This window comes from Nocardiopsis sp. NRRL B-16309 (assembly GCF_001279585.1).
In the GTDB taxonomy this organism is placed as follows: domain Bacteria; phylum Actinomycetota; class Actinomycetes; order Streptosporangiales; family Streptosporangiaceae; genus Nocardiopsis.
The window spans coordinates 141,183-165,446 of the sequence record NZ_LGEC01000092.1; the positions used below are offsets into that span (position 1 = coordinate 141,183).

A 24,264-nucleotide genomic window follows, 5' to 3' on the forward strand; every position below is an offset into this window, starting at 1 on the left:
ATGGCCGCGGCGCGCTCGGACAACCCCGGGGCCGGTGGAAGGCACTGGACGTTCACCCCGATGGGCACACCCGGGCCCGCGCTCCCCACCAGGAGTGATTCAGATCACGGAGCCGGTCCCACGGGGTGGGAGCGTCCGGGTTCCACAAAACCTACTTCTTAAGTAGAGTTTCCCTGGAATCGTCGACCAGCGAGGTGAGTGCCCACATGAGCGTGCGAACGCCCGTCCTCGCCGCGGCGGCCCTGGCAGTGAGCCTGGCCGCCGTCGGCTGCGCGGCCCTCGGCGGCCCGGACGACGGCGACGACCTCACCGTGGGGTACCTGACCAACATCACGCACGCCCCGGCCCTGGTCGCCGACCACGACGACGCCTACGCCGACGCGCTCGGCGCGGACGCCCGGGTCGCCGTCCAGACCTTCAACGCCGGGCCCGACCTGGTCAACGCGCTCTTCTCCGGAGAGGTCGACGCCGCCTTCATCGGTCCCAACCCGACCATCAACGGGTGGGCGCAGTCCGAGGGCGCCGCGCTGCGGGTCGTGGCCGGTTCCACCTCCGGCGGGGCGGGCCTGGTCGTGCGGACCGGCATCGACGACGTCGACGACCTGGTCGGCACCACCCTGTCCACGCCCCAGCTCGGCAACACCCAGGACGTGGCCCTGCGGCACTTCGCCGCCGAGCAGGGATGGGAGGTCGACACCGCCGGCGGCGGCGACCTGTCCATCATCCCCCAGCAGAACGCCGAGATCGTGGACGCCTTCGCCCTCGGGGAGATCGACGGCGCCTTCCTGCCCGAACCCCACCTCAGCCGGCTCCTGCGGGAGCACGGCGGCCACCTCCTGGTCGACGAGGCCGACCTGTGGCCCGAGACCGGCGGCGCGTTCGTCACCGCCAACCTCGTCGTCGGCGCCGACTACCTCGACACCCACCCCGACCGGGTCGAGCGCCTCCTGCGCGCGCACCTGGACACCGTCGACCGGATGAACGCCGACCCGGAACAGGCCCAGCGGACCGCCGCCGACCAGCTGGCCGAGGTCACCGGCAGCCGCCTGCCCGCCGGGACCGTCGAGTCCGCCTTCGGCCGCCTGGAGTTCACCGTCGACCCCATCGCCCCGTCCCTGGCCGCCGGAGCCGGGCACGCCGAGTCCGCCGGCCTGCTCGACCCCGTCGACCTGGACGGACTGTACGCACTCGAACCGCTCAACGACCTGCTCGCGCAGGACGGACGGGACCAGATCACCGGACCCCAGGAGGACAAGTGAGCGTCACGACCGAGAGCCCGGCCAGGACGCGCGCCGCCGCCATCGAGATCGACCGGATCACGAAGGTGTTCGGGCACGGCCCCGGCGCGCTGACCGCCATCGACGGCATGTCCGTCTCCGTGCGGCCGCGCGAGTTCGTCGCCATCGTCGGAGCCTCCGGCTGTGGCAAGAGCACGCTGCTCTCCCTCGTCGCGGGCCTGGAGGAGCCCACCGTCGGGACCGTGGACGTGGGCGGCCACCGGGTGGCCATGATGTTCCAGGAGGCCTCGCTCTTCCCCTGGCTGACCATCGGCGGCAACATCGAGGTGCCCATGAAGGTCAACGGGGTGCCCAAGGCCGAGCGCAGGCGGCGGGTGGCCGAACTCCTGGACCTGGTCCGGCTGACCGGCTTCGCCCACAAGCGCCCCCACCAGCTCTCCGGAGGCATGCGCCAGCGCGTCGCCCTGGCCCGAGCCCTGGCCCAGGACGCCGACGTCCTGCTCATGGACGAGCCCTTCGGCGCGCTCGACGCGATGACCCGCGACATCCTGCACGACGAGGTCGAGCGGATCTGGCGCGAGAAGTCCCTGACCATCCTGTTCGTCACGCACAACGTGCGCGAGGCCGTGCGGCTCGGCGACCGGGTCATCCTGCTCTCCAGCCGCCCCGGCCGCGTCATCGAGGAGTTCGAGGTCAACGGGCGCCGGCCCCGCCGGATCGACTCCGCCGAGATCGCCTCCCAGGCCGCCGAGATCACCGACCGACTGCGCGTGGAGGTGTCGCGCCATGCCGGGTGAGTCCTCCGTGCGGGACCGCCAGCTCCAGGGCCTGGACGCCCTGGAACAGAAGCCGGGCGAGGGGCAGCGGGTCGGCCTCTCCGCGAGGGCGCGCACCCTGTGGGCGGCCACGTGGCCCAAGCTGGTGGCCGTGGCCATCGTCCTGGCGGCCTGGCAGGCCGTGGCGTGGAGCGGGTGGCGGCCGGTCTACGTCTTCCCCGGCCCCGACCAGGTGCTGCCCCGGATCGCCCAGGAGATCACCTCGGCGGGGTTCTGGGAGGCGGTCGGCGTCACGATGCGCCGGGCCTTCGCGGGCTTCGCGCTGGCGCTGGTGGTCGGTGTTCTCCTGGGGCTGGCGGTCTCGCAGGTCAAGATCCTGCGGGTGGCGATCGGCTCGCTCATCACCGGTCTGCAGACCATGCCGTCGATCGTGTGGTTCCCGTTCGCGATGCTGCTCTACGGCATCAGCGAGTCGGCGATCATGTTCGTCATCATCCTGGGCGCGGCGCCCTCCATCGCAGGCGGGCTCATCTCCGGGATCGACTACGTTCCCCGCCAGCTGATGCGCGCGGGGCACGCCATGGGCCTGCGCGGCGTCCAGCGCTACACCCTGCTCATCGTCCCGGCCGCGCTGCCGATGTTCGTCACCGGGCTCAAACAGGGCTGGGCCTTCGCCTGGCGCTCCCTCATGGCGGGGGAGCTGCTGGTCATCATCGACCAGCAGAACTCCATCGGCTGGGCGCTGAGCCAGGCCCGCCAGCTCAACGACGCCGAGCAGCTGCTGAGCTACGTCGTCATCGTGCTGTTCATCGGCATCGTCATCGACGTGTTCTTCTCCTGGGCCGACCGCTCCATCCGCGCCCGCTGGGGTGTCACCTGACAGTGTCTTCCCGGGGCCGCCGCTCGTTCCTCGCTTTGGCCCCGAACTGACCCCCAGTGGCCAGGGTGGGTTGGACGGCCTACCCGCCCCCAGGCGTCCCGCAGGACTTGGACGCGCAGGCCCCCGGGGATGCCCCGGGGGCCGCGAGGGGCTATTCGGCCCCGGTCTCGGGGTACAGCCCGGCGGAGCGGATCCCCGCGACGAGGCTCAGTTCGTCGTTGAGGGAGGTGTCGCCGGTCGCGCCCGCCGCTCCCAGCAGGGCGCCCTCGGCGTCCCGGACGAAGACACCGCCGGGCACGGTGACGACGCGCCCCTGGGCCAGTGCCGCGACCGAGGTGAGGAACTCCGGCGACTGCTCCGCCCGGGCGGCGATCGCCCGGGTGGACATGCCGAGCCCGAGCACGCCCCAGGCCTTGGCCACCGCCAGGTCGGGTCGGAGCAGGCCCGACCCGTCCTGCCGGGCCAGGGCGACCTGGACCCCGCCGGGGTCGAGGACGGCGACGGTGAGCGGTTGGAGGTCGTTGGATTCCGCGTACTTCAGAGCGCCGTCGATCAGCGCCCGCGCCTGATCCAGAGTGATGGCTGCCAAGCATGCCCCTTCGGTCGAGTGATGGTCACCACACGAAGGTAAGCCCTGCACAACCGGTCGGAAAGACCGGCATTCTCCGGATTCGTGGTCCTTTGTCAGGAGTATTTCGGCAGTTCGTCCAGCCGGACCCCCGTGACGAAGGCGACCGCGTCGACCCCGTCCAGGCCCGAGAGCGGGACGTACCGGTGGTCCGCGGACTCGGCCGGAGGCAGTCCGCACAGGTCGGCCAGCCGCTCCACCGGGAACAGCGCCCGGTCCGGCGTCGCGTCCGCCAACGCGGCCTGGAGGCTCGACCCGTCGGACACCACCGCGTCGGAGTCGGTGCCGATGACGGCGTAACCGTCCCCGATCAGCGACGCCACGACGGCACCGGCGCTCCACCAGTGCTGGTCCGTCCCGCCGAAGCGCACGGTGGAGCGGTCGCGTTGAAGGTGGGTGTTGTGCGCGGAGACCAGGCACGGAGCGCCGGTCCGGGCGACCGCCAGGAGGTGGTCCGCCATCATCGCGTCCCGCAGCCCGAGCATGCGCGCCAGCCGGTCGGGCGCCTCCGACGCCATGGCCGCGTGGTAGCGCAGGAGCCCCCGCCCGGTCCGGGCGAACAGGAGCGCGCGCTCGTACCCCTCGTCGGAGTCGGCCCGCCGCAGGCCGGGGGCCTCGGCCTCGAAGACGCCCATCATGTCGTCGGCCGCCACCCGCAGGGCCCGCGCCTCGTCGGAGCCGCCGACGGACGCCGAGGGGTCCATCATGGCCGCCGGGTTCTCCCAGGCGGCGTCGTCGATGTCGGCGAACGCGCCGGACGGCACCCGGCCGAGGTGGTCGCGCAGGTACCGGCTCGCGGCCTCCAGGGCCGGTCGCGGACTGGCCGCGCCCGAGATCTCCAGCGGTGAGTCGATCCCGTGGAACCTGACCCGCTCCCCGGGCCCGCGGCCCTCGTTGTACTCCCGCATCCACGCCACCAGGGCGCGGTTGCCCGGAAGGGCGCCCCACCCGTGGCTGAGGGCCGTGTCGAAGTCCAGGCCGTCCGTGCGGCCGGTGACGTGGTCGTCGACGGCCGCCGCGGCCAGGCAGTCGGTCTCCAGCGCGAAGGACCGGAACCCCCGGTGCTCCACCAGGTGGGCGAACACCTCGTTGCGCAGCAGCAGGAACTTCTCCACACCGTGCGTCGGCTCGCCCATGCCCAGCAGCCGGGGTGTGCGCCCCCACGCGTCCAGGAGGCGCCCCACCGCGGGGCCCGGGTCGGCGCGCAGGCCGTAGTCGGAAAGGGACATCACAGATCCTCACCTCGGAACGATCGACTGCCTTCGACCGTATCCTTGAACTACCGGTTGAGACTTTTCCGCCGATTCACCGTTCTCATGGCGGTCAACCCTCAAAGGACGGGTGCATGCGACCGATCGATCTCGCCCGTGAGCACGGGCTCTCCGCGCAGGCGGTCCGCAACTACGAGGACGAGGGGATCCTGCCGTCGGCCGAACGCAGTGCCACCGGTTACCGCCGCTACACGGCCGTCCACGCGCGGGCGCTGCGCGCCTTCCTCGCCCTCCGCGCCGGATTCGGGCACGGGACGGCGGCGGAGGTCATGCGTGCCGCGGGACGCGACGACGAGGCGGCGCTGTTCCGACTGCTGGACGAGGCGCACGCCGACCTCCTCCAGGAGCGCCGAACCCTCGACGAGGTCACCGCGGCCCTCGGTGCCCTCACCGCGGACCCGGAGCCGCACACCGGCGGGGTGACCATCGGCGTGCTCGCGCACCGGCTCCGGATGCACCCGGCGTCGCTGCGCAAGTGGGAGCGGGCCGGGATCCTGCGACCCGAGCGCGACCCGGCCACGGGATACCGGCTCTACCCGCCCGACGCGGTCCGCGACGCCCACGCGGCCGGTCAGCTGCGGCGCGGCGGCTACGGGCTGGCCCGGATCGCGGACTTCGTGGCGCGGCTCCGGTCCGCCGGCGGCGCGGACGCCCTCGACGACGTGCTCCGGCAGTGGCGCGCGCGCATCGCCCGGCGCGGCCGCGCCATGCTCGCGGCGGGCGGGCCGCTCGACGAGTACCTGGCCCTGCTCGCCCGCGGCCGGTCCGGGCCGGACCCCGACCGGACACCAAGGACGAACGGTTCTGAGCACGACCCGTCGTGAGCGGAGGTGGACCCGAGCCGACGGGCCCTCCCGGGCCTGCGCACGACCTGCTCTGAGCGGAGACGGGCCCGAGCCGACGGGCCCTTCCGGGACTGCGCACGACCCGCCGTGAGCGGACGTGGACCTGAGCCGACGGGCCCTCCCGGTTCCGTGCACGACCCGCCGTGTGCGGAGACGGGCCCCCGAGCCCAGGCGCTTCGCCCCCGGGCCGGGGACTCGCGGGCCTGAACATGACGGGCCCTCGGCGCGCCGTCGTGCGCGCCGAGGGCCCCGTACGGGACGCGGCTCCTACCGGCCCCGGGCCGTGCACACCGGCCGGGCGGGCTCACGGACCGGGTTCCAGCCGTCGGAGCCCGCCAGGTAGGCCTCGGCGGTGTGGCCGGCGGCCTCCTCGGCGCTCATCTGCGGGCGGTCCGGGGTGTTCAGCGCGCCCGGACCCTTGTTGGCGAACTCGCGCAGCTGGAACTGGCGCCAGTCGTGTCCGGAGGACATCTCGATCCAGCCCTGCTCCTTGAAGTGCCGCCCCATCCAGGAGTCGCGGATCAGCGCCTGGGGACGGGCGTCGAGGTCGGAGCTGGGCACCCACGGGCGGCCCAGGTAGACCGACTCCGGCGGGGCGTCGCTGGTGAAGCAGGACTCCGTGAACAGGAATCCGAACTCCTGCTCGGGCGGGGTGCTGGGCGCGGTCACGTACCCGTTGTCGCTGTCGCTGCCGCGGTCCAGGGAGCGGATCTCGCACCCGTGGAAGACGGCCGTGCCGCGGCCGAAGACGAAGTCCACGTCCCCCTCCACGTAGCAATTCCGGTAGTACTGCCGGGAGGTGGTCTCCGTGTTGGGCGAGTTGGCGTAGAGGGTGTCCTGGTGCCCGAGGAAGCGCACGTTGTCGAACACCAGGCGGTCACCGGTGGTGCGGACCGCCACAGCCTGCGTGGAGGTGACCTCGGGGTGCTCCTCGCGTAGGAAGGAGTTCTCGAAGGTCAGGTCGCGGCTGTGCACGTCGTCGCCGGAGATGACGACACTGGCGCTGCCGGAGGTCCCCCATGTCCCGCCGCCCGGCTTGGGCAGGCCGGACGCGCGGTCGTCGGTGATGACCACGTCCCGCGGGTCGCCGGTCGCGCCGACGAGGGTCAGGTCGGAGGCGGCGACGACCACGGGTCCGCGGTACACGCCGGGGCCGATGCGCACGGTGGCACCGGCGGGCGCGGCGTCGACCGCCTCCTGGACGCTGGAGAAGTCGCCGGATCCGTCGGTCTCGACCGTGATCACGTCCGCGGTGTCGTCGTCGCTCACGGGGATCGCCTCGCTTGCGGTGCTCGTGCCGGTGGCCGTGGCGGCCGTCGTACTGGGGGCGGGGGGCTCGTGTGTGGACGCCGTCGCGATCGCGGAGGCGCCCAGGACGCCGGCGAGCGCGAACGGCAGCGCCGCGAGCCGCAGCGCCGTGGTCGGGGTGGTGCGCACGGGTGCTCCTTCCGGGGGAGTGGGGGCCGGGGCGTGGTCCGCGCTCACGCGGCCTGGACCGGGCGCTCGGCGGGCCAGGTCACCGCGGAGTCGGGGAGGTCGTCGCCCAGGCGGCGGACGAGGTACGGGGGCAGGATGCGCTGCCGCTTCAGCGCGGCGGCGACCAGGCGCGCGACCTCGATCGCGCCGTGCGCCTGGAAGTGGGTGTTGTCCTCGACGCCGTCCGGGTAGTTGGCGTGGGCGCCCGGGTCCAGCCACAGGAAGTGGTCCTTGGTGCCGTCGGGACCGAGTTCGCCCCACAGCCCCAGGCTGAGCGCGGTGAGGTCGACCAGGGGCACGCCCTCCCGGTCGGCCAGGGCGCGCATGGCCGCCGGGTAGTCGCCATGGGACTCCCGGGGCACGCCGTCACCGGTGAAGCGGCGCCGTTCGACGGAGGTGACCAGGACCGGGTGGGCGCCGCGCTCGCGCGCGCCGTCGAGGTAGACGGTGAGCTGCTCCTGGTAGGTGCTCCAGGGTTCGGTGTAGCGGTCGGGGTCCGCGGACTTGGAGTCGTTGTGGCCGAAGGAGACCAGCATGTAGTCGCCGGGGCGGATGTCGGCCAGGGCCCCGTCCAGCAGGCCCAGGTCGGCGAAGCTCTTGGAACTGGCGCCGGACAGGGCGCGGTTGTCGACGGTGGCGCCGTGGCCGAGGAAGAGTTCCAGGGCCTGGCCCCAGCCCGTCCGGGGCGCTTCACCGGCGGCGTAGGTGGAGGCGGTGGAGTCGCCCGTGACGAACACGCGCGGTGCCCGGCCGGGGGCGGCCCAGGCGGGGGTGGCGATCAGCGGGGCGCCGAGGACGGCCGCGGATGCGGCGAGGAAGCTGCGACGGATCATGGGGCCTCTCCAGGGGAAGCGCTTTCCAGAGCGTTGGCTCTGCAACCGATTGCATGACCCTCCCCGAAACCACGACGAAACGTCAAGGCCCGCGCGTCGATTTGCTCAGAATTCGGACGGGTCGCCAGCGGAACCAGGGAACTGGCGACCGTGAAGCGCGCGGGGGTCGCGAGAGCCTGGCCACAATCGTTTGCACAGACCACGGGCCCAGTCGTCGCCTGACGCTCGGCGCCCCCTCGGGTCGAGCGCGGGGGACGGTCGGTCCGGCCCGCCCGCGCACGCCGGGTGCGCGCGGTCAGAGCGGGCGGACGGGCTCCAGGGTGCGGGCGTCGTAGTCCGCGCGGGCCTCGGTGATCTCGTTCATGTGCTCCTCGGCCCAGACCCGGATCGCTCCCATCAGCACACCCAGGTTCTCCCCGAGCGGGGTCAGGCTGTACTCCACCTGCGGCGGCGTGGTCGGGAAGACCTCCCGGCCGACGAGTCCGCTGCGCTCCAGGTCGCGCAGGGTCCGCGTGAGCATCTTCTGGGTGATGCCGTCCAATCGCCGGCGCAGGGCGCCGAAGCGCATCGGGCCGGACGCCAGTGCGCCGATCACCAGGCACACCCACTTGTTGGAGATGAGGTCCACCACGCTCCGCGAGGCGCAGCTACGGAGGTAGGCGTCGGCTCCGCCGAATTCTTGCAGGTCAGGAGTGGTATACACGTGGTACCTATAGGTCTCGAAAGTGCCTTCTATACAACGGGTACCTTAACCGGCAGCCTGGTTCCCATGACAGAGCACATGCGCATCGTTCAGCAGGAAGAGCTCGGCGGCCCCGAGGTCCTGCGCCTCATCGAGGCACCCCGCCCCGAGCCGGAGCTCACACAGATCCAGGTGCGCGTCCACGCCGCGGGCGTGAACCCGACGGACTGGAAGCAGCGCGCCAGCGGCTACTGGTACTCGCTGCCGATCGCCCAGGGCTGGGACGTGTCCGGTGTCGTCACGGCGGCCGCCCCCGGCGTGACCCGGTTCGCGGTGGGCGACGAGGTCTACGGGATGCCGAACTTCCCCCACCGGCCCGGCGCCTACGCCGATTACGTCACGGCTCCCGCGCGGCACTTCGCCCGCAAGCCGACGACGCTGGACCACGTCGGGGCGGCGGCGGTCCCCCTGGCCGCGCTCACCGCCTGGCAGTCCCTCGTCGACACGGCCGGTATCAAGGAGGGGCGGCGCGTCCTGGTGCACGCCGCGGGCGGCGGCGTGGGGCACTTCGCCGTGCAGATCGCCCGGGCGCTCGGCGCCCACGTCATCGGCACCGCCAGCGCGGGCAAGCACGAGCTCGTGCGCGACCTGGGCGCGCACGACGTCGTGGACCACACGGCGGTCGACTTCGCCGAGGCCGTCAGCGGCGTCGACGTGGTCCTCGACACGATCGGCGGCGACTACCTGGAGCGCTCGATGCGCGTCCTCGCCCCGGGCGGCCTCTACATCGGACTGTCCAACCCCTTCGACGTCGAGGGCGTGGCCGCGGCGGCCACGGAGGAGGGCCGCGGGGTGCGCGGCACCACGGTGGTGGTCGAGCCCGACCACACGGCCCTGGAGTCGATCACCGCCCTGGTCGAGGACGGGCGGCTGCGACCGGTGGTCAGCGACACCTTCCCGCTGGAGGAGGCCGCCCGGGCCCACGAGCGCGGCGAGACCGGGCGCACCACCGGCAAGATCGTGCTCACCCTGACCTAGGAGTACCACCCTGAGAGGTGGGGAGCGCGTGAGGCGGGAGGGCCGCTGATCGCGGTACGGAACCGGTGGTGGTGTCGTGGTGGAGCCACCCGGTGAACGCCTCACGGGACCGGCCCCGGACACGGGGGAGGGGTCGGACCGAGCCGGTCCGACCCCTCACGCGGTGGTTCACGAGTGGACGATCGGCGTGTCCACCAGGTGCTCGGCCAGGAACCAGGCCTGGAGCTCCCCGGTCCGGATCACGTCCGACACCAGCAGGTCGTTCGTGCCGTCGTCGCCCTGCTCCTGCGTGCGGGCCGCGGCGTCGTGGGCGTCCTGCAGGATGGTCTCGTGTGCTTCGAGCAGGCGCGAGAGCATCGCGGGCACCTCCTCGACACCGTTCGGGGGCCGGGGGATGTTGGTGATCTCCGCTACGTGCCGGGGATCCCCCACGGCCACGCCGCCCAGCGTCTGGACGCGCTCGGCGATGCTGTCGACCAGCGCGGTCTGCTCGTCCGCGTGCTTGTCCATCAGCAGGTGCAGCTGGTAGAAGGTCTGGCCCCGCATCAGCCAGTGGTGCTTCTTGTACAGGCTGTGCAGGATCTGCGTGTCGGCCAGGACCTGGTTGAGGCGCTGGCACGAGTACATCCGCGCGTTGTAGGACAACCCGACCGGCAGCTGGCGGACCGACCCGAACTCCTGGATCTCCTTCCCCCTCTGGTGCAGCCACGGCTGGCTGCTGCGTGGCCTGGGCGTCTCCGTCGAACGGTCCGTGCTCGTCACGGTGCCTCCCCTTCTGGCGTTCGGTACCTGGAGCACAGCATGAGCTCCGCCGCCCAGTCTGGGACACCGACCGTCTCGGGAACTGCAAACCGACACCATGTGCGGACCAAACGTCGGTGGGATTTCCGGCCGGGGCGCCAACGGGCGGCCGGACTCGGGTGGGGCCCCTTGTGCGAGGCGGGAGTCACGGCGCGATGGCGCAGGCGGTCTCCAGGACGAAGCGCGGCCAGGGGCGGTGCGGGTCGTGGCCGGTCAGCTCGCGCACCTGGCGCAGCCGGTAGCGCAGGGTCTGCGGGTGCACGTGCAGGGCGTCGGCGGCCGTGGTCGCGGCACCGGCCCGGAAGTAGGTGCGCAGTGTCTCCAGCAGGTGGGCGTTGCCGTCGGACAGCAGCGGGCCCAGGGCCGCCCGCCGGACGGCGTCCGGTGTGACCGGGCCGCCGTTCAGCAGGGCCAGGACGCACGCGTCCGCCTCCCCGAGGACGCCCCACTCGCCGAAGGCGTGCGCGGGCGCGGTCTCCAGGGCGCCGTCGGCCAGCCGGTAGGCGGCCGACATGCCGGTGAGCGCCCGTGGCGCCAGCGCGCAGCCCCGCCAGGGGCGTCCGCCGAGCACGGCCGTCACCTGTGCGGCGTCCGCCGGGTCGACCAGGAGGACCGCGCGTCCGGCACGCGTGGTCAGCAGGGGGTCGGCCCCGGTGGGATCGATCAGGTCGAGCAGGGCCATCGCGCCCGGGACCGACACGGCCGGCCCCGCGCCGGGGCCTGTCGGTGTGCCGTGGCCCGAACCGGAGACCGTTGGTGTACCGAGGCCCGTGGCCGATCCCGAACCGTAGCCCGCCACAGCGCCTGGCCCTGGCCCCGAACCTGGTCCCGCAGCTGCTCCCGGCCCTGATCCCGCACCAGGGCCCGGCCCTGATCCCGCACGAGGGCCCGGCCCTGATCCCGCACGAGGGCCCGGCCCTGATCCCGCGCCGGACCCGGGAACCGGGCGGTGCTCGGCACCTGAGGGCTCGGCCGCGGGCTCGGCCACGACCAGGACGGCCGGATCGGGCGGGGTGATGCCCAGGATGCGCGCGCGGTCGCGGACCGCCCCGCGCGAGGACTGGCGGCCGATGAGCAGGTCGTCGAGGAACGTCCGCCGGGCCCGCTCGACGTCGGTGTCCAGCATCCGTGCGGCCTCGGTGTGGCCCACCGACAGGCTCTCGGAGATCTGGTCGATGGCGGTCAGCCACAGTTCGCTCAGAGCGAACACGTCCGCGGCGTCGAGCCGGTCGGCCGAGGCCCGCGCCACCAGCCGGACCGCCGCCGCGGACCCCACCCGGTGGGCCCGCACCACCGCGTCGATGGAGCGGCCGTCCGCCGCCCGCGCACGTCCCACACCGCGCAACCGCTCCACGTCCTCCGGAGCCAGCCCGGTGGCGCCGCCCACCCACAGTTCCAGCGAACGGGTGACCAGCCACCCGGCGATCGCGCGGACCTCCGTCAGCTGCGACTCGTGCAGCGCCTGGTAGGCGGGCACGCGCTCGTACACCTCGGCGACGATCCGGTCCACCAGGGCGGCACGGTCGCGCGCCAGCTCGGCACCCACGAGGGCGCGCTCCTCGCGGCCCATCGGCCCACCCCTTCCGCAGCGGAACGGGGCCGAGCGTACCGCGTGCCGTTCGGGGCGACCGCCGGCGGCGGCCCATCGCTGGTCACGGGAGTAAAAAGCGCGCACAGGCACGGCCTATCTACGGGCCGGTCAGGCTCCGACATGGCAGTATGCGACTGTGGCAGGGGGCTGCCGCGACACACGAACCAGGATGAAACTCGCGCTCAGGGTCAACGGGGGATGAAGAGCGATGACGGTTCCCGGCATCACGTTGAACAATGGACTACGAATCCCGCAACTGGGGTTCGGTGTCTGGCAGGTGCGCGACGACGACGTGGTCCACGCCGTGTCGACCGCGTTGGAGACGGGCTACCGCAGTATCGACACCGCGGCCGCCTACGGCAACGAGGCGGGCGTCGGTGAGGCGGTGCGCCGGTCGGGGCTCGACCGCGACGACGTGTTCGTCACCTCGAAGCTGGCCAACCCCGACCAGGGCTACGACGCCACGCTGCGCGCGCTGGACGCCAGTCTGCAACGCCTGAGGATGGACCGGCTGGACCTGTACCTCATCCACTGGCCCCTGCCGGGGCGCGACCTGTACGTGCCCACCTGGAAGGCCCTGGAGCGCCTCTACGCCGAGGGCCGCGTCCGCGCCATCGGCGTGTGCAACTTCCAGCCCGCGCACCTGGAACGGGTCATGGAGGAGGGCGGCATCGCCCCGATGGTCAACCAGGTCGAGCTGCACCCGCTGCTCACCCAGTCGGACCTGCGCGCCTTCGACGCCAAGCACGGCATCGTCACCGAGGCCTGGAGTCCGCTGGGCCAGGGCAACCTCCTGGACCACCCGACCATCACCGCCATCGCCCGCGAGTACGAGCGCACGCCCGCCCAGATCCTGCTGCGCTGGCACATCCAGCTCGGCAACGTGGTCATCCCCAAGTCGGTGACACCGGAGCGGATCAGGTCCAACTTCGAGATCTTCGACTTCGAGCTCGCCGAGGCGGACATGGACCGCGTCAGCGGGCTCAACACCGACAGCCGCTACGGCCCCGACCCCGACGAGTTCGACGGCGACTGACCGGCCGCGCGGGTCAGTCGCGCAGCTCGCGCACCTTGCGGGCGTCGGACAGGACGGTCTCGGTGCCCTTGCGGCGGAGGCGGCCGACGTAGACGCCGCCGCCGATGAAGATGGCGACGACCAGCCCCAGGACGGCGATGAGCGCGAGAGCGGACAGCAGCACAGTGATCGACATGCGTCCATCGTATCCGCACGTCCCACGGCAGTCCTCCCGGTGTGGGCCGCCCGTGTCGGGACGCGCGACCGAGGACGTTCCGTGACGAAACAGAGGGGCCGTCGGTGGACCGGACACCGCACAAGATCATCAACCCGCTGTCCCTGGCCGAGCCGGTGGGGTACGCGCACGCGCTCATGGTCACGCCCGGGCGCACCGTCCAGATCGGCGGGCAGACCGCGCGCCGCCCCGACGGGGCGGTCGTCGGCGAGAGCGTCGTCCAGCAGTTCGACCAGGCGCTGGCCAACGCGGTGGAGGCGCTGCGCGCCGCGGGCGCTGAACCCGGGCACGTGGTGAGCATGCAGGTGTACACCACCGCCATCAGGGCCTACCGGGTCAACCTCCGGACCCTGGGGTCGGTCTACCGCCGCCACATGGGCCGCTACTACCCGCCGATGTCGGTCGTGGGCGTCACCGACCTGCTCGACCCCGCCGCGCTCGTCGAGGTGGTCTGCACGGCCGTGGTCCCGGACATGCGCGACGCCGACACCCTCGACGACGAGGAGGCGTGGGAACTGGTCGAGGAGATCGACGAGTCCCTGGTCGCCGGCCGCTTCGGCGACCGCGAACCCGCGGCGGAACACCAGAGGTCCGGTTCCTAGCGGTCCAGACGGAGGGGCCCGCCCGGGCCCGCGCCCGTTCGCGCCGCATGTCGGGCTCGGACTTCGGGGCCGCATCTGATTCGGCCCTCGGCCGGGTCCCGGCCCCGGTCATGAGCCGTGCCCGACCCGGCTCGCTTCACCCGCTTGACCTGGCCATCGGCCCGGCGCCGCACCCCGGTCATGAGCCGTGCTCGACCACGGCCCCCGGTTCCGTGCCCGACCCGGCTCGCTTCACCCGCTCGGCCCGGCCCCCGGTTCCATGTGCGCCGCGGTCAGGATCCGTGCCCGACCTGACTCTCGCTCGGCTCGCCGCACCGGCGGGCATCCGCGTGCTCGCCGCCGGTCGCGACGGCAGCAGCACCAGCGCCACGGCCGCCGCGCAGACCGCGGTCCCGGCCAGGGCGCCGACGCCCATCGCCTCACGGAACATGACCCAGGTCCACACCAGCGTGGTCGGCGGCGTCAGGTACAGCAGCGCCGACACACGCGCCACGCCGAAGCGGGCGAGGTTCGCCCAGTAGAGCCCGTATCCGCCGAGCGTCGACAGCACCACCACCCACGCCACGGCCGCCCAGAACCCCGGAGCGGCCGGGGGCGCCAGCGTCCCGGTGGCGGCGGCCAGGCCCGTGAACAGGACCGCGCTCACCGCGCACTGCACGGCCAGCGCGGTCACCACGGACCCGCCGGGTCGGGTGCGGCGCTCCACGAGCGTCGCCGCCACCAGGGAGAGCATCGCGCCGAACGGCAGCGCGTAGCCCCACCAGGGCGCCGCGCCGGGGCGCAGCAGATCCGACCCGACCACGAGCCCCACACCGCCCAGGCCCACCACCAGGCCCGCGGTCTGGCGGGCCCGCACCCGTTCGCCCAGCAGCGGCACCGCCAGCGCGGTGGCCACCAGCGGCTGCAGGGACGCGACCAGGGCGCTGGTGCCCGCCGCGACCCCGACCTGGGCCGCGGCGACCACCCCGTACAGGTAGCCGCCCTGCGCCAGGACACCGAGCGCGGCGTGCAGGACCAGGTCCCGCCGGGACATCCGGGTGCCCCGGTACACGCACCAGGCCGCCAGCATCCCGGCGACCACGAGGAAGCGCCAGGCGAGCAGGGTCGTGGCCGGGGCCTGCCGCGTGCCGAGTTCGGCTCCGACGAAGCCGGAACTCCACATCACGACCAGTCCCGCGGCGAGCAGGACGGGCACCAGGGAACGCGGCACGGGATCCTCCCCCCGACACTGGGGCGCCGCCGTCCGGCGCCCTCTCCGGCAGGTAACCACACCGGTCGGTATACTCGCGATGTAGTGGGCCGGTCCCGCCGGACCGCGCCCGGTACCGGAGCAGTCCACCCGACGGAAGGGCCACCATGGCCGTCGCCAAGCCCCAGTCCACGCGCCGATCCCGGCCGCAGGAGCGGCCGCTGACCCTGACCCCGGCCGCGCGCCGCATCCTCGACGTGGCCGGCGACCTCTTCTACACCCGCGGCATCAACACCGTCGGCATGGAACTGGTCGCCGAACGCGCGGAGGTCACCAAGAAGACCATCTACGACCGGTTCGGCTCCAAACAGCGGCTCGTCGTGGAGTACCTGCGCGAGCGCGACGCCCGCTGGCGGGCCCACCTGACCGGCCACGTCGAGCGCGCCGACGACTCCCCGCGCGCCCGCGTCGCCGCCACCTACGACGCCCTGGACACGTGGATGGGCCAGGAGAACCAGCGCGGCTGCGCCATGGTCAACGCCTACGCCGAACTGTCCGACCCCGACCACCCCGGCCGCGCCGTGGCCGAGGAGCAGAAGCGGTGGCTGCGCGACCTCTACACCGGCCTGGCCGCCCGGACGGGGGCCGAGGATCCGCGGGAACTGGCCGACGCCCTGGCGATGCTGCACGAGGGCGCGGTCGTGGCGCGCAACGTCACCGGTGTGGCGGACGCCGCCCGTATCGCCCGCTCCGCGGCCGACGCGCTCGTGACGGCCCGCATGGCGCCGACGGATCAGGCGTAGCCGAGCCTCGACAGCTCCACCGAGGCCACCTCGTGGACGTCGCCGTGGTCGTCGCGGGTCAGGTGCTCGCGCCAGGCACCGATGCCCCAGGACCGGTCCGTCAGCAGTTCGGTGGCCGACACCCGCGCCCCGGTGAACGCGCGCAGGCGTTCGGCGGTGTCGACCTCGCCGCCGTGCACGTCCTCGTAGCGCAGCGTCAGCAGGCGCTCGGGACCGATCTCCCGGCGCAGGCGCGCCGACATCCGTACCGCGCCCCGCCAGCGCATCGCGCACTTGGCGGGCGTGGAGCCCTCGGAGAACGCCGAGAGGTCCGACTCGTCCTCCAGACCGAAGAAGTGGTTGGGGAACTCGTGGTCGACCTTCATGAAGCTCGGCTTGAGCCAGGCGAGCGAGCGCTCGTCCTCCATCATCGCCGTGACGACGTCGCGGCCGTCCCGGATGATCTGCACGAAGAGCGCGTCGGGGAAGGCCGCGTGCAGGGCCGGGGCGCAGTAGAGCAGGTCGGGGCTGGCGTCCCCGTACCGGCGCACCTCCGCACTGTGCTCGCAGGGCTCGGCGGAGGTGTTGGCGGGCACGCGGGCCCACGGCCCGGGGCACCGCGGGCAGGTCAGCGGGGTGAGCTGCCAGGCCTCGGCGTAGGCCTCGCGCAGCAGGGTCGCCGTCGCCGACACCTTCTCGGTGGCGAGGGAGGGGCGTCTGGCCACCGCGTACACGGTGTTGAGCACACCGGAGGCGCCCGCGCCCAGATGGAAGCCGGGAGCGCGGGACAGGGCCCGGGCGATCACCGGGACCCCGGAGTGGGGCGCGCCCAGGACGAACACCGGGCGCTGGACCTTGGTCCCGTTGACCACGAGGATGTAGGAGGGCTGCTTCATGATTGTGTCGATTTTCGCACCCTTTGCCCTTCTCGTGCGCATCGGCCGGGCATTTCGCCCGAAGCCCCCCGGATGCACCGAGGGTACGGCGTCCGGAGGACGACCACCCGCTCCGGACCGCCGTGCCGGGCGAAACCGGTGGGAAAGTCGCTGCAACAATGAGGTATGGCCTCGATCACCACCGACCCCATGCTGTTCGCCGACCCCGAGGGCTTCGAGCGGGCCGCCGAACTGATGGCCTCCGCCGGCCGCATCACCGTGCTCACCGGAGCGGGCGTGTCCACGGACTCGGGCATCCCGGACTTCCGCGGCCCCCAGGGCGTCTGGACCAAGGATCCCGGCGCCGAGGCGATGGCCGACTTCGACACGTACATGGCGGACGTGACCATCCGCCGCCAGGTGTGGATGGCACGCCGCTCCCACCAGGCGTGGAGCGCCGAGCCCAACGCCGCGCACCGCGCCCTGGCCGACCTGGCCGGCACGGGCCGGCTGCGGGCGCTGATCACCCAGAACATCGACGGGCTGCACCAGCGCGGCGGGGCGCCCGCCCGCGAGGTCATCGAGGTCCACGGCACGCTGCTGTGGGTGCGGTGCATGCGCTGCGCCCTGCGCACCCCGGCCGAGGAGGTCCTCGCCCGCCTGGACGAGGAGTCCGACCCCAAATGCCTGCGCTGCGGCGGCATCCAGAAGTCGGACACCATCTCCTTCGGCCAGCGCCTCGACCCCGAGGTCATCGAGCGGGCCGCCCAGGCCGCGCGCGAGTGCGACGTGTTCGTGGCCGTGGGGACGTCCCTGTCGGTGCACCCGGTCGCGGGGCTGTGCGACGTGGCGATGATGGCGCGGGCGAGCCTGCTCGTGGTCAACGCCGAGCCGACGCCGTACGACGACTTCGCCACCGCGGTGCTGCACGACCCCATCGGCGACGTCGTCCCGGCCCTGGTCGAACGGGTCAGGGCCGCGGCCGGGGCCTGACATCGAGCCGGTCGTCATCCCCGTAGTACCCGGCACTGTTGTAGGGCACCTCGCGCGGTCGCGCGTGCCGACGCGCGGTGGGGGGCGTGGGCCCGATCGGCTGAGCGGGCGCGTGGGCAGGAGCGGGCTCGGGGGAGGGCTCGGTCGGAGGCGGTGCGACGGGGGAGCGGTCCGTCGGCTCCGTACCGGCCGGGGCCGCGTCCTCCTCGGCCATCCCCAGGATCTGGCGCACGGGCAGGCGGGGCACGTGGCGTCCCAGGGCCTCCAGGACGGGGCGGACCTCCGCCGGGCGCAGCGCGGGCCCCGCGACGATCAGTCCCACCTTCTGGAGGTGGCCGCGCACGAGCGCGGTGAGGCGGGCGTGCTGGTCGGCGTCCTCGGGCAGGAGCGACAGGTCCTCCGCCGCCTGGCGCAGGACGAGGAGTTCGATACGGCCGAGCGCCGGTTCGGCCAGCAGCCTTCGATAGCTGTTCAGCCGCTTCGCCGGGTCGAGGGCGACCGGCTCCAGGCGGAGCCGCAGGATCTCGTGCAGTTCCGTCCACGACGTGTCCCGGCCCCGCCGCTGGTCCAGGTACCAGGTGGCCATGTCCGTGGAGACGTGCCGCAGGTAGGGAAGCAGACCCAGGGTGAAGCGCGCCGCCGTTCCGTTGACCCGCATCGCCATCGACCGCAGCAGCCGCGAGGTGGTCGACTCGTAGGGCACCGTGATGCCGTAGGGGTCGATCAGCGACGGAGCCTCCCGCTGGTTCGCCCGGATCTCGAAGCCCAGGCATTCACCGACGTTGACCGGGGACCCGTCCTCGCGCTCGACGACGGTGAGGGGGCCGTCGTCGTCCCAGCCGCTCAGGTGGCGCACGCGCAGGGCGGACACGATGCTGAACCACTCCGCACCGGGCAGCGTGCGCCACATCGACGTGACTTGCTGGAGTTCCTGGTGGGGCTCGGACGCGCCGGGGAACAGCTCGCGCGCGTCCACGGGCTCCGACCGCACCAGGCACAGCAGCAACAGCAGGTTGCTCGTGTAGTTGGCCTCGCGCCGGGTGTGGGGCAGCCGCACGGGCTCGTAGTCGGTCAGGGAGCGGTTGGCGGCCGGGAACGGCGCCTCCCGGAACAGCTCGTTGAGCAGCGAGGCGTAGTCCGCGCCGACCCCCGGGTCCTCCTCCAGCCGCCGCCGGAGCAGTTCGTCGAGGAACTCCACGACCTTCTCCCGCCCGGCGTAGCTCGCGAACGAGGACAGCGCGTACAGCTCGCCGTCGTCCGGCCGGGCCGTGCGGCCGCGCCCCCGGCGCCGTGAGGGACGGGGCCGCGACTCCTCCACCACGTCCAGGGCGGCGAGGACGGCCCGGGCCACCAGGTACTCGCCGAAGGTGGCGTGCAGGAACTCGAAGACGTTCGCCGCCCCGTCGGTCGCCTGGGCCCGGGACTCGTGGACGAAGAAGAACCGGCCGAGCACCTGGTGCGCGGGTGCGATCCGTCCGTGCAGGTCGGCGTCCTCGGCGCGCACGGCCGCGTCCGGCATGAGGACCGCCAGGTCCTCGTTCAGCTCGTCGGCGCTCACAGTCTGCTTGCGGCGGGTGAACATCGCCAGCGCCGCGATCTCCAGGCGGCGCAGCTCGTCCTCGACGGCCGCGTCGAAGTCGTCCCGGCCCAGCCCCGCCCGGTGCTTGTCGACCTCCCGCCGGGCGAACATCGTGAGCAGGCGTTCGTACAGGTCCGCGTGCGAGAGTTCCTCCGAGGCCCGCCGCAGGGCGTTGTCCTCGGCGTCGTAGATCAGCAGCATCAGCAGGAGCAGGGGCTGCTCGGCGAGTTCGCGGTAGGGGGCCAGGTCCGGCACGGTCAGCGGCTCCAGCCCGGCCGCGGTGAAGGCGTGGGCGTTGGCCCGGTTCCACACCTGGAGCATGCGCTCGATGTGCACGTCGTCGAAGGGCTCCAGCCGCATCACCATGGACCCGTCCGGGAACCGCGCGCGGTCGGCGACCACCGTGCGGCTGGTGACGATGACCGCGACCGGCTGCTCCATGGCCTCCTGCTGGTGCTGGAACTCCTGGACCCGCTCCAGATAGTCGGAGCGGTCGACGCCGGTGGCCTGGAGGAGTTCGTCGAAGCCGTCCAGGATGACGACCGGCAGGGCGCCGTCGGCCGACTCCACGAGTTCGCGCCAGGAGACCCGGGTGTGCAGTGCGGCGGTCAGCCCCTCCTCGATCTGGACGTGGATGGGGGCGTTGGGCGGGACGGCGCGCAGCTCCACCCGGATCGGGAGGAAGTCGTCCGAGGGCAGCTGGGCGGCGAGCATCTCGGTGAACTTGGACTTGCCCGCGCCGGGGTGCCCCAGGATCACGGTGGGCACCTCGGTGGCCACGGGGTGGACGAGGTGGGCGGCGACCGCGCCCTGTAGGTCGTCCTCCACCGGCAGGGCCTCCCACCAGTCCTCCGCGGAGGGGGTGCCGCCGCGCACGGCGTACCCGGCGCGTCCGCGCGGGGGGACGTAGGCGTCCTCCAGCGGGGGCAGGACGAGCCCGGCAGGGGCGTCGTCCGACCGCAGGACGGGCTGCCGCAGCACGGCCCGGTACCCCGCGGCCAGCTCGCGCCGCCGACCGGCCACCTCGCGCCGGGAGCCGATCCCCTCCAGCGTGCGCCTCAGTTCCGTGAGCCCGGTCCCCACGGCCCGTCGGGTGCGCTCGTGCTCGTCCAGGTGCACCCACATCCCGAACTCCGGGATCTCCGCGGCGAGCCGGCGGTACGACTCGTGGTACCGCCGCGCGGCCAGGTCGGGCACGACCTCGCGCAGCCGCCGCAGCAGGGGGTGGCTGTCGGAGGTGACGCCGTGCTCCTCGGCGACGGCGAGTCCGAGCAGGATGTCGGTGAAGGACCGGAAGAGGTGGTCGGAGAAGAAGCGCGGGGCCCAGGCGGAGCCCAGGGAGGGGACCGGCAGGGAGCCGGAGTGCGTGAGGACGTGGTCCAGGAGCCGGACCTGCTCCTCGCGGGTGAACTCCAGGTCCGCCAGCGCGAAGGGGGCGTCCGCCTCCTCCAGGGACTCCTCCACCGCCTCGAAGAACGCCACCAGGACCAGGACGTGGTGCGCGGCCTGGATCTTCGCCGTGCGCGACAGGCGGCTCTGGCCCCTGAGCTTGGCCGCCATGCCCTCCAGGGCCTGGCGTCCCTTGCTCACCAGCGCGCCCCGGGCCCCGAACAGGTCCGGGACTCCGACGAGTCCCAGCCCGCCGTCGGCGAGCTTCTCGGCCAGGTCCAGGACCTCGGAGTCGTTGCCGCCGAGCGTCTTGAGGGCGTCGGCGTAGGTCAGCTGCTTCGCCATGGAGGGTGTGGTGCCTTTCCGTCATCGGGGGAGGGGAGGGAGTCGTCAGTCGTGGTCGTCCCACGAGGCCGGAGCCGGTTACCAGGGCAGCTTCAGCCCGGGAACCAGACGGCGCAGGTCTTTCAGCACGTGGTCGAGCAGATCGAGGTCGAGCGTGTCTTCCTCAAGGTTGAATCCCTGCACCCCGGTCAGGTAGTCGGACACCACGTGGACCAAGCGCACGTGTTCGTCGGATGCCGACAGGAGATACGCGAGGTCCTCGGCCGCCTGCCGAAGGACCAGAGACTGGACTGGTCCCAGGACTCGCCCCGCCAGCAGCCTTCGGTAGGTCTCCATCCGTTCCTGGGGTCGCCACGTCGGCGGCTCCAGGCGCAGCCGCAGCACCTCGTGGGCCTGGACCCATGCGGTGTCGGTCTCCTGGTCCGCGTACCACGTCCCCAGGTCCAGGGACACATGCCTCAGGTACGGCAGGAGGATGAGGCTCATCCTCGCCGTGGTGCCGCTGGCCTGCAGCGCGATGGACCGCAGCAGCTTGGAGGTCACCGAGGAGTACGGCACGGTGATCTTGTACGGGTCGAGCACGGACGGTTGGCTGTCCACGTCCCCTCGCAGGTCGAAGCCCAGGCACTCACCGACGTTGACGGGGAAGCGGGCCTCCCGCTCGACCGTGGTGAACGGATCGTTGCCGTCGAAGTAGCCGTGGTGGCGGATGCGCAGGGTGTCCATGACTCCGAACCACTGGCTCGACGGCAGGGCCCGCCACTGCGCCACGGTCGTACGCCAGGCGTGCCAGTGGTCGCGCGCCTCGGGGAAGAGCTCGCTCAGGCGCAGGGGCCGCCGGGCGACCAGGACGAGCAGCGTGACCAGGTTGGCGGTGTAGCGGCCCTCCCTGGCGGACATCGCGAGCCGCTGCGGCTCGTAGGAGGTGTACGAGCGGTTGGGCGCGGGGAAGGGCGCCTCCTGGAACAGTTCGAGGAGCAGCGCGGTGTATCCCCCGACGAGGTCGGGATCATCCGCCAACCGGTGCCCGAGTCGCTCGTCCAGGAAGTCCACCACCTTCTCCCGCCCGGCGAAGGCCGCGAAGGAGGACAGCGCGTGGAGTTCGCCGTCGTCCAGGTGCTGGGGGCCGCCCCGCCGCCGCAGCGACCGGGCCCGGTCCTCGACCAATTCATCCAGAGCCGAGGTGACCGCCCGGGCCACCAGGTACTCGCCGAAGGTGGCGTGTAGGAACTCGAAGACGCTCGCCGGGGAGTCGGTCCCCTGGGCGCGGGACTCGTGGACGAAGAAGAACCGTCCGAACACCTGGTGCGCAGGGGCGATCCGTCCGTGCAGGTCGGCGTCGTCGGGGCGCTGTGCGGCCTCCGGCATGAGGACGGCCAGGTCGCGGTCGAGTTCGTCGGCGTGCACGCTCTGCCTGCCCCGGTTGAACATGGCGGTCGCCGCGATCTCCAGGCGGCGCAGCTCGTCCTCGACCGCCCGGACCAGAGCCGGTCCGCCGAGTCCGGGCCGGTGCTTGTGGACCTCCCGCCGGGCGAACTTCGTGAGCAGCCGTTCGTACAGCTCTCCGTGCGAGAGCTTCTCCGCCGCCCTGCTCAGCGCGTTGCCGTCGGCGTCGTATACCAGCAGCATCAGCAGCAGAAGGGGTTGCTCGGCCAGCTCCCGGTAGGGCAGCAGGACGTCGGCGGAGAGCGGCTCCAGCTCGGCGGCGGCGAGCGCGCCGGCGTTGGCCCGGTTCCACACGACGAGCATGTGCTCGATCTGGGCGTCGTCGAAGGGTTCGAGCCGGATCACCGTGGTGCCGTCGGGAATGCGCGCCCGACCGGCGACGGCGGTGCGGCTGGTCACCATGACGGCCACGGGCTGCCCGAGGGCCTCCTGCTGCTGCTGGAACTCCTGGATCCTCTCCAGGTAGTCACTGCGGTCCACCCCGGTGGCCTGAAGGAGTTCGTCGAAGCCGTCCAGGATGATCACGGGAAGTGCGCCGTCGGCCGACTCCGCCAGCTCCCGCCAGGAGACCCGGGTGTGCAGTGCGGCCGCCAAACCCTCCTCGATCTGGACGTGGACGGGGGCGTTGGGCGGGACGGCGCGCAGCTCCACCCGGATCGGGAGGAAGTCGTCCGGGGGCAGCTGGGCGGCGAGCATCTCGGTGAACTTGGACTTGCCCGCGCCTGGATGGCCGAGCAGGACCAGGGGGTGTTCGGTGCTCCGTGGGTGGACGAGCCGGGCCGCGATGGCCGTCTGGAGGTCGTCCGTCACCGGGCGCCCCGTCCACCACTCCTCCACAGACGGGGAGCTCGTCGTGAGGGCGAGGGCGACGCGGCCCCGGGGCGGGATGTAGGCGTCCTCCAGGGTCGGGAGTACGATCCCGCGAGGAGCGTCGTCGGAGCGCAGCAACGGCTGCCGCAGCACCGCCCGGTAGACGGCGGCGATCTCGCGCCGCCGGTCGTCCACCGGTCGGTGCGAGCGCACCTGCTCCAGGTGGCGGCGCAGGTCCCGCAGTCCGGTGGTGAGCTCCTGCCGTGTGCGCCGGTGCTCGTCCTGGTGCGCCCACATGCCAAACTCGGGGACCTCGGCCGCCAACCGCCGGTAGAGCTCGTTCTGGCGCTCGGTGGCCAACACCGGCAGCCGTTCGGACAGGCTCCGCAGGAGTGGGTGGTCGCTCGCCGTGATGCCGTGCTTCTCCACGGCGACCAGTCCGGGGAGGAACCGGACCAGGACGCGGGTCATCACCCGGGGCTCCTCGGCGGTTCGGGCCTCCAAGGACACGTCCGGCAGCGGACCGGCGGCGGGAGCGGGCAGTCGGAGCAACGCCGTTCGTTCCTCCGCGGTCATCTCCAGGTCCGCGAGGGTGAACGGGGCCCCGATCTCCGTCAGGCACTCGTCCACTGCCTCGAAGAACGCCACGATCACCAGGATCCGGAAGGCAGCCGCGATCTTCTCCGTCCGCGACAGGCGGCTCTCACCCTTGAGCTTGCCCCGGATCCCCTCCAGGGCCTGGCGTCCCTTGCTCACCAGCGCGCCTCGGGCCCCGAACAGGTCCGGAACCCCGACCAGCCCCAGCCCGCCGTCGGTGAGCTTCTCCGCCAGGTCCAGGACCTCCGAGTCGTTGTTGCCGAGGATTCTCAGGGCGTCGGCGTACGTGAGCTGCTTGGCCATCGGCGCGGGGGCCTTTCCGCATCAGGGGTGGAACGCGGGCGGACC

21 protein-coding genes are annotated in these 24,264 nt (G+C 72.7%); 9 read left to right on the forward strand and 12 right to left on the reverse strand.

What is annotated here, in order from left to right; translation table 11 throughout:
• The first annotated feature begins 206 nt into the window (after nucleotides 1-206).
• From ADL05_RS21345 to ADL05_RS21355, 3 genes are read left to right on the forward strand one after another with little or no spacing between them, the layout of a single operon-like run.
• A complete protein-coding gene (locus tag ADL05_RS21345) occupies nucleotides 207-1,259 on the forward strand; it encodes an ABC transporter substrate-binding protein (protein WP_053618765.1) in 1,053 nt (350 codons plus the stop codon).
• Nucleotides 1,256-2,035, forward strand: coding sequence for an ABC transporter ATP-binding protein (locus tag ADL05_RS21350; protein ID WP_053618766.1), 780 nt, complete (start codon nucleotides 1,256-1,258; stop codon nucleotides 2,033-2,035). The genes ADL05_RS21345 and ADL05_RS21350 overlap by 4 nt, the downstream gene beginning before the upstream one ends.
• On the forward strand, nucleotides 2,025-2,894 hold the full coding sequence (locus ADL05_RS21355; RefSeq protein WP_053618767.1) for an ABC transporter permease: 870 nt from the start codon (nucleotides 2,025-2,027) through the stop codon (nucleotides 2,892-2,894). The genes ADL05_RS21350 and ADL05_RS21355 overlap by 11 nt, the downstream gene beginning before the upstream one ends.
• 151 nt (nucleotides 2,895-3,045) lie before the next feature.
• Here the strand turns inward: ADL05_RS21355 and ADL05_RS21360 are convergent, their stop codons facing one another.
• Nucleotides 3,046-3,483: a heme-binding protein gene (locus ADL05_RS21360; protein WP_053618768.1), complete on the reverse strand. Its 438-nt coding sequence runs from the start codon at nucleotides 3,481-3,483 to the stop codon at nucleotides 3,046-3,048.
• Between the two features lie 95 nt (nucleotides 3,484-3,578).
• Nucleotides 3,579-4,751 carry an erythromycin esterase family protein gene (locus ADL05_RS21365; protein WP_053618769.1) on the reverse strand — a complete coding sequence of 391 codons (1,173 nt, stop codon included), beginning with the start codon at nucleotides 4,749-4,751 and terminating at the stop codon, nucleotides 3,579-3,581.
• Nucleotides 4,752-4,867: 116 nt separating this feature from the next.
• On the opposite strand from ADL05_RS21365, the gene ADL05_RS21370 reads away from it, so the two are divergent.
• Complete coding sequence (locus ADL05_RS21370) at nucleotides 4,868-5,617, forward strand: MerR family DNA-binding transcriptional regulator (protein ID WP_053618770.1); 750 nt, start codon at nucleotides 4,868-4,870, stop codon at nucleotides 5,615-5,617.
• Between the two features lie 288 nt (nucleotides 5,618-5,905).
• Here ADL05_RS21370 and ADL05_RS21375 read toward each other — a convergent pair whose 3' ends face one another.
• The 3 genes from ADL05_RS21375 to ADL05_RS21385 form a co-directional block, all read right to left on the reverse strand.
• Nucleotides 5,906-7,075: a pectinesterase family protein gene (locus tag ADL05_RS21375; RefSeq protein ID WP_231640851.1), complete on the reverse strand. Its 1,170-nt coding sequence runs from the start codon at nucleotides 7,073-7,075 to the stop codon at nucleotides 5,906-5,908.
• 44 nt (nucleotides 7,076-7,119) lie between these two features.
• Complete coding sequence (locus tag ADL05_RS21380; RefSeq protein ID WP_053618771.1) at nucleotides 7,120-7,947, reverse strand: rhamnogalacturonan acetylesterase; 828 nt, start codon at nucleotides 7,945-7,947, stop codon at nucleotides 7,120-7,122.
• 295 nt (nucleotides 7,948-8,242) lie between these two features.
• The gene (locus tag ADL05_RS21385) at nucleotides 8,243-8,650 is read right to left on the reverse strand and encodes a helix-turn-helix domain-containing protein (protein WP_053618772.1); all 408 of its coding nucleotides are present in this window, start codon (nucleotides 8,648-8,650) and stop codon (nucleotides 8,243-8,245) included.
• Nucleotides 8,651-8,716: 66 nt separating this feature from the next.
• On the opposite strand from ADL05_RS21385, the gene ADL05_RS21390 reads away from it, so the two are divergent.
• Nucleotides 8,717-9,667: an NADP-dependent oxidoreductase gene (locus tag ADL05_RS21390; RefSeq protein WP_053618773.1), complete on the forward strand. Its 951-nt coding sequence runs from the start codon at nucleotides 8,717-8,719 to the stop codon at nucleotides 9,665-9,667.
• Nucleotides 9,668-9,835: 168 nt separating this feature from the next.
• On the opposite strand, the gene ADL05_RS21395 is transcribed toward ADL05_RS21390, so the two are convergent.
• Entirely contained in the window at nucleotides 9,836-10,429 is a 594-nt protein-coding gene (locus ADL05_RS21395) for a Dps family protein (RefSeq protein ID WP_053618774.1), read from the reverse strand.
• Between the two features lie 184 nt (nucleotides 10,430-10,613).
• A complete protein-coding gene (locus ADL05_RS31925; protein ID WP_053618775.1) occupies nucleotides 10,614-12,038 on the reverse strand; it encodes a helix-turn-helix domain-containing protein in 1,425 nt (474 codons plus the stop codon).
• Nucleotides 12,039-12,267: 229 nt separating this feature from the next.
• Between ADL05_RS31925 and ADL05_RS21405 the strand changes: the two genes are divergently transcribed.
• Nucleotides 12,268-13,095 (forward strand): aldo/keto reductase, encoded by an 828-nt coding sequence (locus tag ADL05_RS21405; protein WP_053618776.1) that lies wholly within the window; start codon nucleotides 12,268-12,270, stop codon nucleotides 13,093-13,095.
• 13 nt (nucleotides 13,096-13,108) lie between these two features.
• On the opposite strand, the gene ADL05_RS31220 is transcribed toward ADL05_RS21405, so the two are convergent.
• Nucleotides 13,109-13,270 (reverse strand): hypothetical protein, encoded by a 162-nt coding sequence (locus tag ADL05_RS31220; protein ID WP_197285881.1) that lies wholly within the window; start codon nucleotides 13,268-13,270, stop codon nucleotides 13,109-13,111.
• Between the two features lie 104 nt (nucleotides 13,271-13,374).
• Here ADL05_RS31220 and ADL05_RS21410 point away from each other — a divergent pair, with 104 nt between their 5' ends.
• Nucleotides 13,375-13,911 carry a RidA family protein gene (locus ADL05_RS21410; protein ID WP_053618777.1) on the forward strand — a complete coding sequence of 179 codons (537 nt, stop codon included), beginning with the start codon at nucleotides 13,375-13,377 and terminating at the stop codon, nucleotides 13,909-13,911.
• 178 nt (nucleotides 13,912-14,089) lie between these two features.
• On the opposite strand, the gene ADL05_RS21415 is transcribed toward ADL05_RS21410, so the two are convergent.
• Nucleotides 14,090-15,121, reverse strand: a complete 1,032-nt coding sequence (locus tag ADL05_RS21415) for a DMT family transporter (protein WP_231640852.1) — start codon at nucleotides 15,119-15,121, stop codon at nucleotides 14,090-14,092.
• Nucleotides 15,122-15,267: 146 nt separating this feature from the next.
• On the opposite strand from ADL05_RS21415, the gene ADL05_RS21420 reads away from it, so the two are divergent.
• Nucleotides 15,268-15,903 carry a TetR/AcrR family transcriptional regulator gene (locus ADL05_RS21420; protein ID WP_053618778.1) on the forward strand — a complete coding sequence of 212 codons (636 nt, stop codon included), beginning with the start codon at nucleotides 15,268-15,270 and terminating at the stop codon, nucleotides 15,901-15,903.
• Here ADL05_RS21420 and ADL05_RS21425 read toward each other — a convergent pair.
• Nucleotides 15,894-16,778 (reverse strand): sulfotransferase, encoded by an 885-nt coding sequence (locus ADL05_RS21425; protein ID WP_053618779.1) that lies wholly within the window; start codon nucleotides 16,776-16,778, stop codon nucleotides 15,894-15,896. The genes ADL05_RS21420 and ADL05_RS21425 overlap by 10 nt on opposite strands.
• Nucleotides 16,779-16,943: 165 nt before the next feature.
• On the opposite strand from ADL05_RS21425, the gene ADL05_RS21430 reads away from it, so the two are divergent.
• Entirely contained in the window at nucleotides 16,944-17,750 is an 807-nt protein-coding gene (locus tag ADL05_RS21430) for a Sir2 family NAD-dependent protein deacetylase (protein ID WP_053618780.1), read from the forward strand.
• Here the strand turns inward: ADL05_RS21430 and ADL05_RS21435 are convergent.
• Together ADL05_RS21435 and ADL05_RS21440 are read right to left on the reverse strand one after the other, a co-directional pair.
• The gene (locus ADL05_RS21435; protein WP_231640853.1) at nucleotides 17,728-21,063 is read right to left on the reverse strand and encodes an NACHT domain-containing NTPase; all 3,336 of its coding nucleotides are present in this window, start codon (nucleotides 21,061-21,063) and stop codon (nucleotides 17,728-17,730) included. The genes ADL05_RS21430 and ADL05_RS21435 overlap by 23 nt on opposite strands.
• 78 nt (nucleotides 21,064-21,141) lie before the next feature.
• A complete protein-coding gene (locus ADL05_RS21440) occupies nucleotides 21,142-24,219 on the reverse strand; it encodes an NACHT domain-containing NTPase (RefSeq protein ID WP_053618781.1) in 3,078 nt (1,025 codons plus the stop codon).
• Nucleotides 24,220-24,264: the final 45 nt, after the last annotated feature.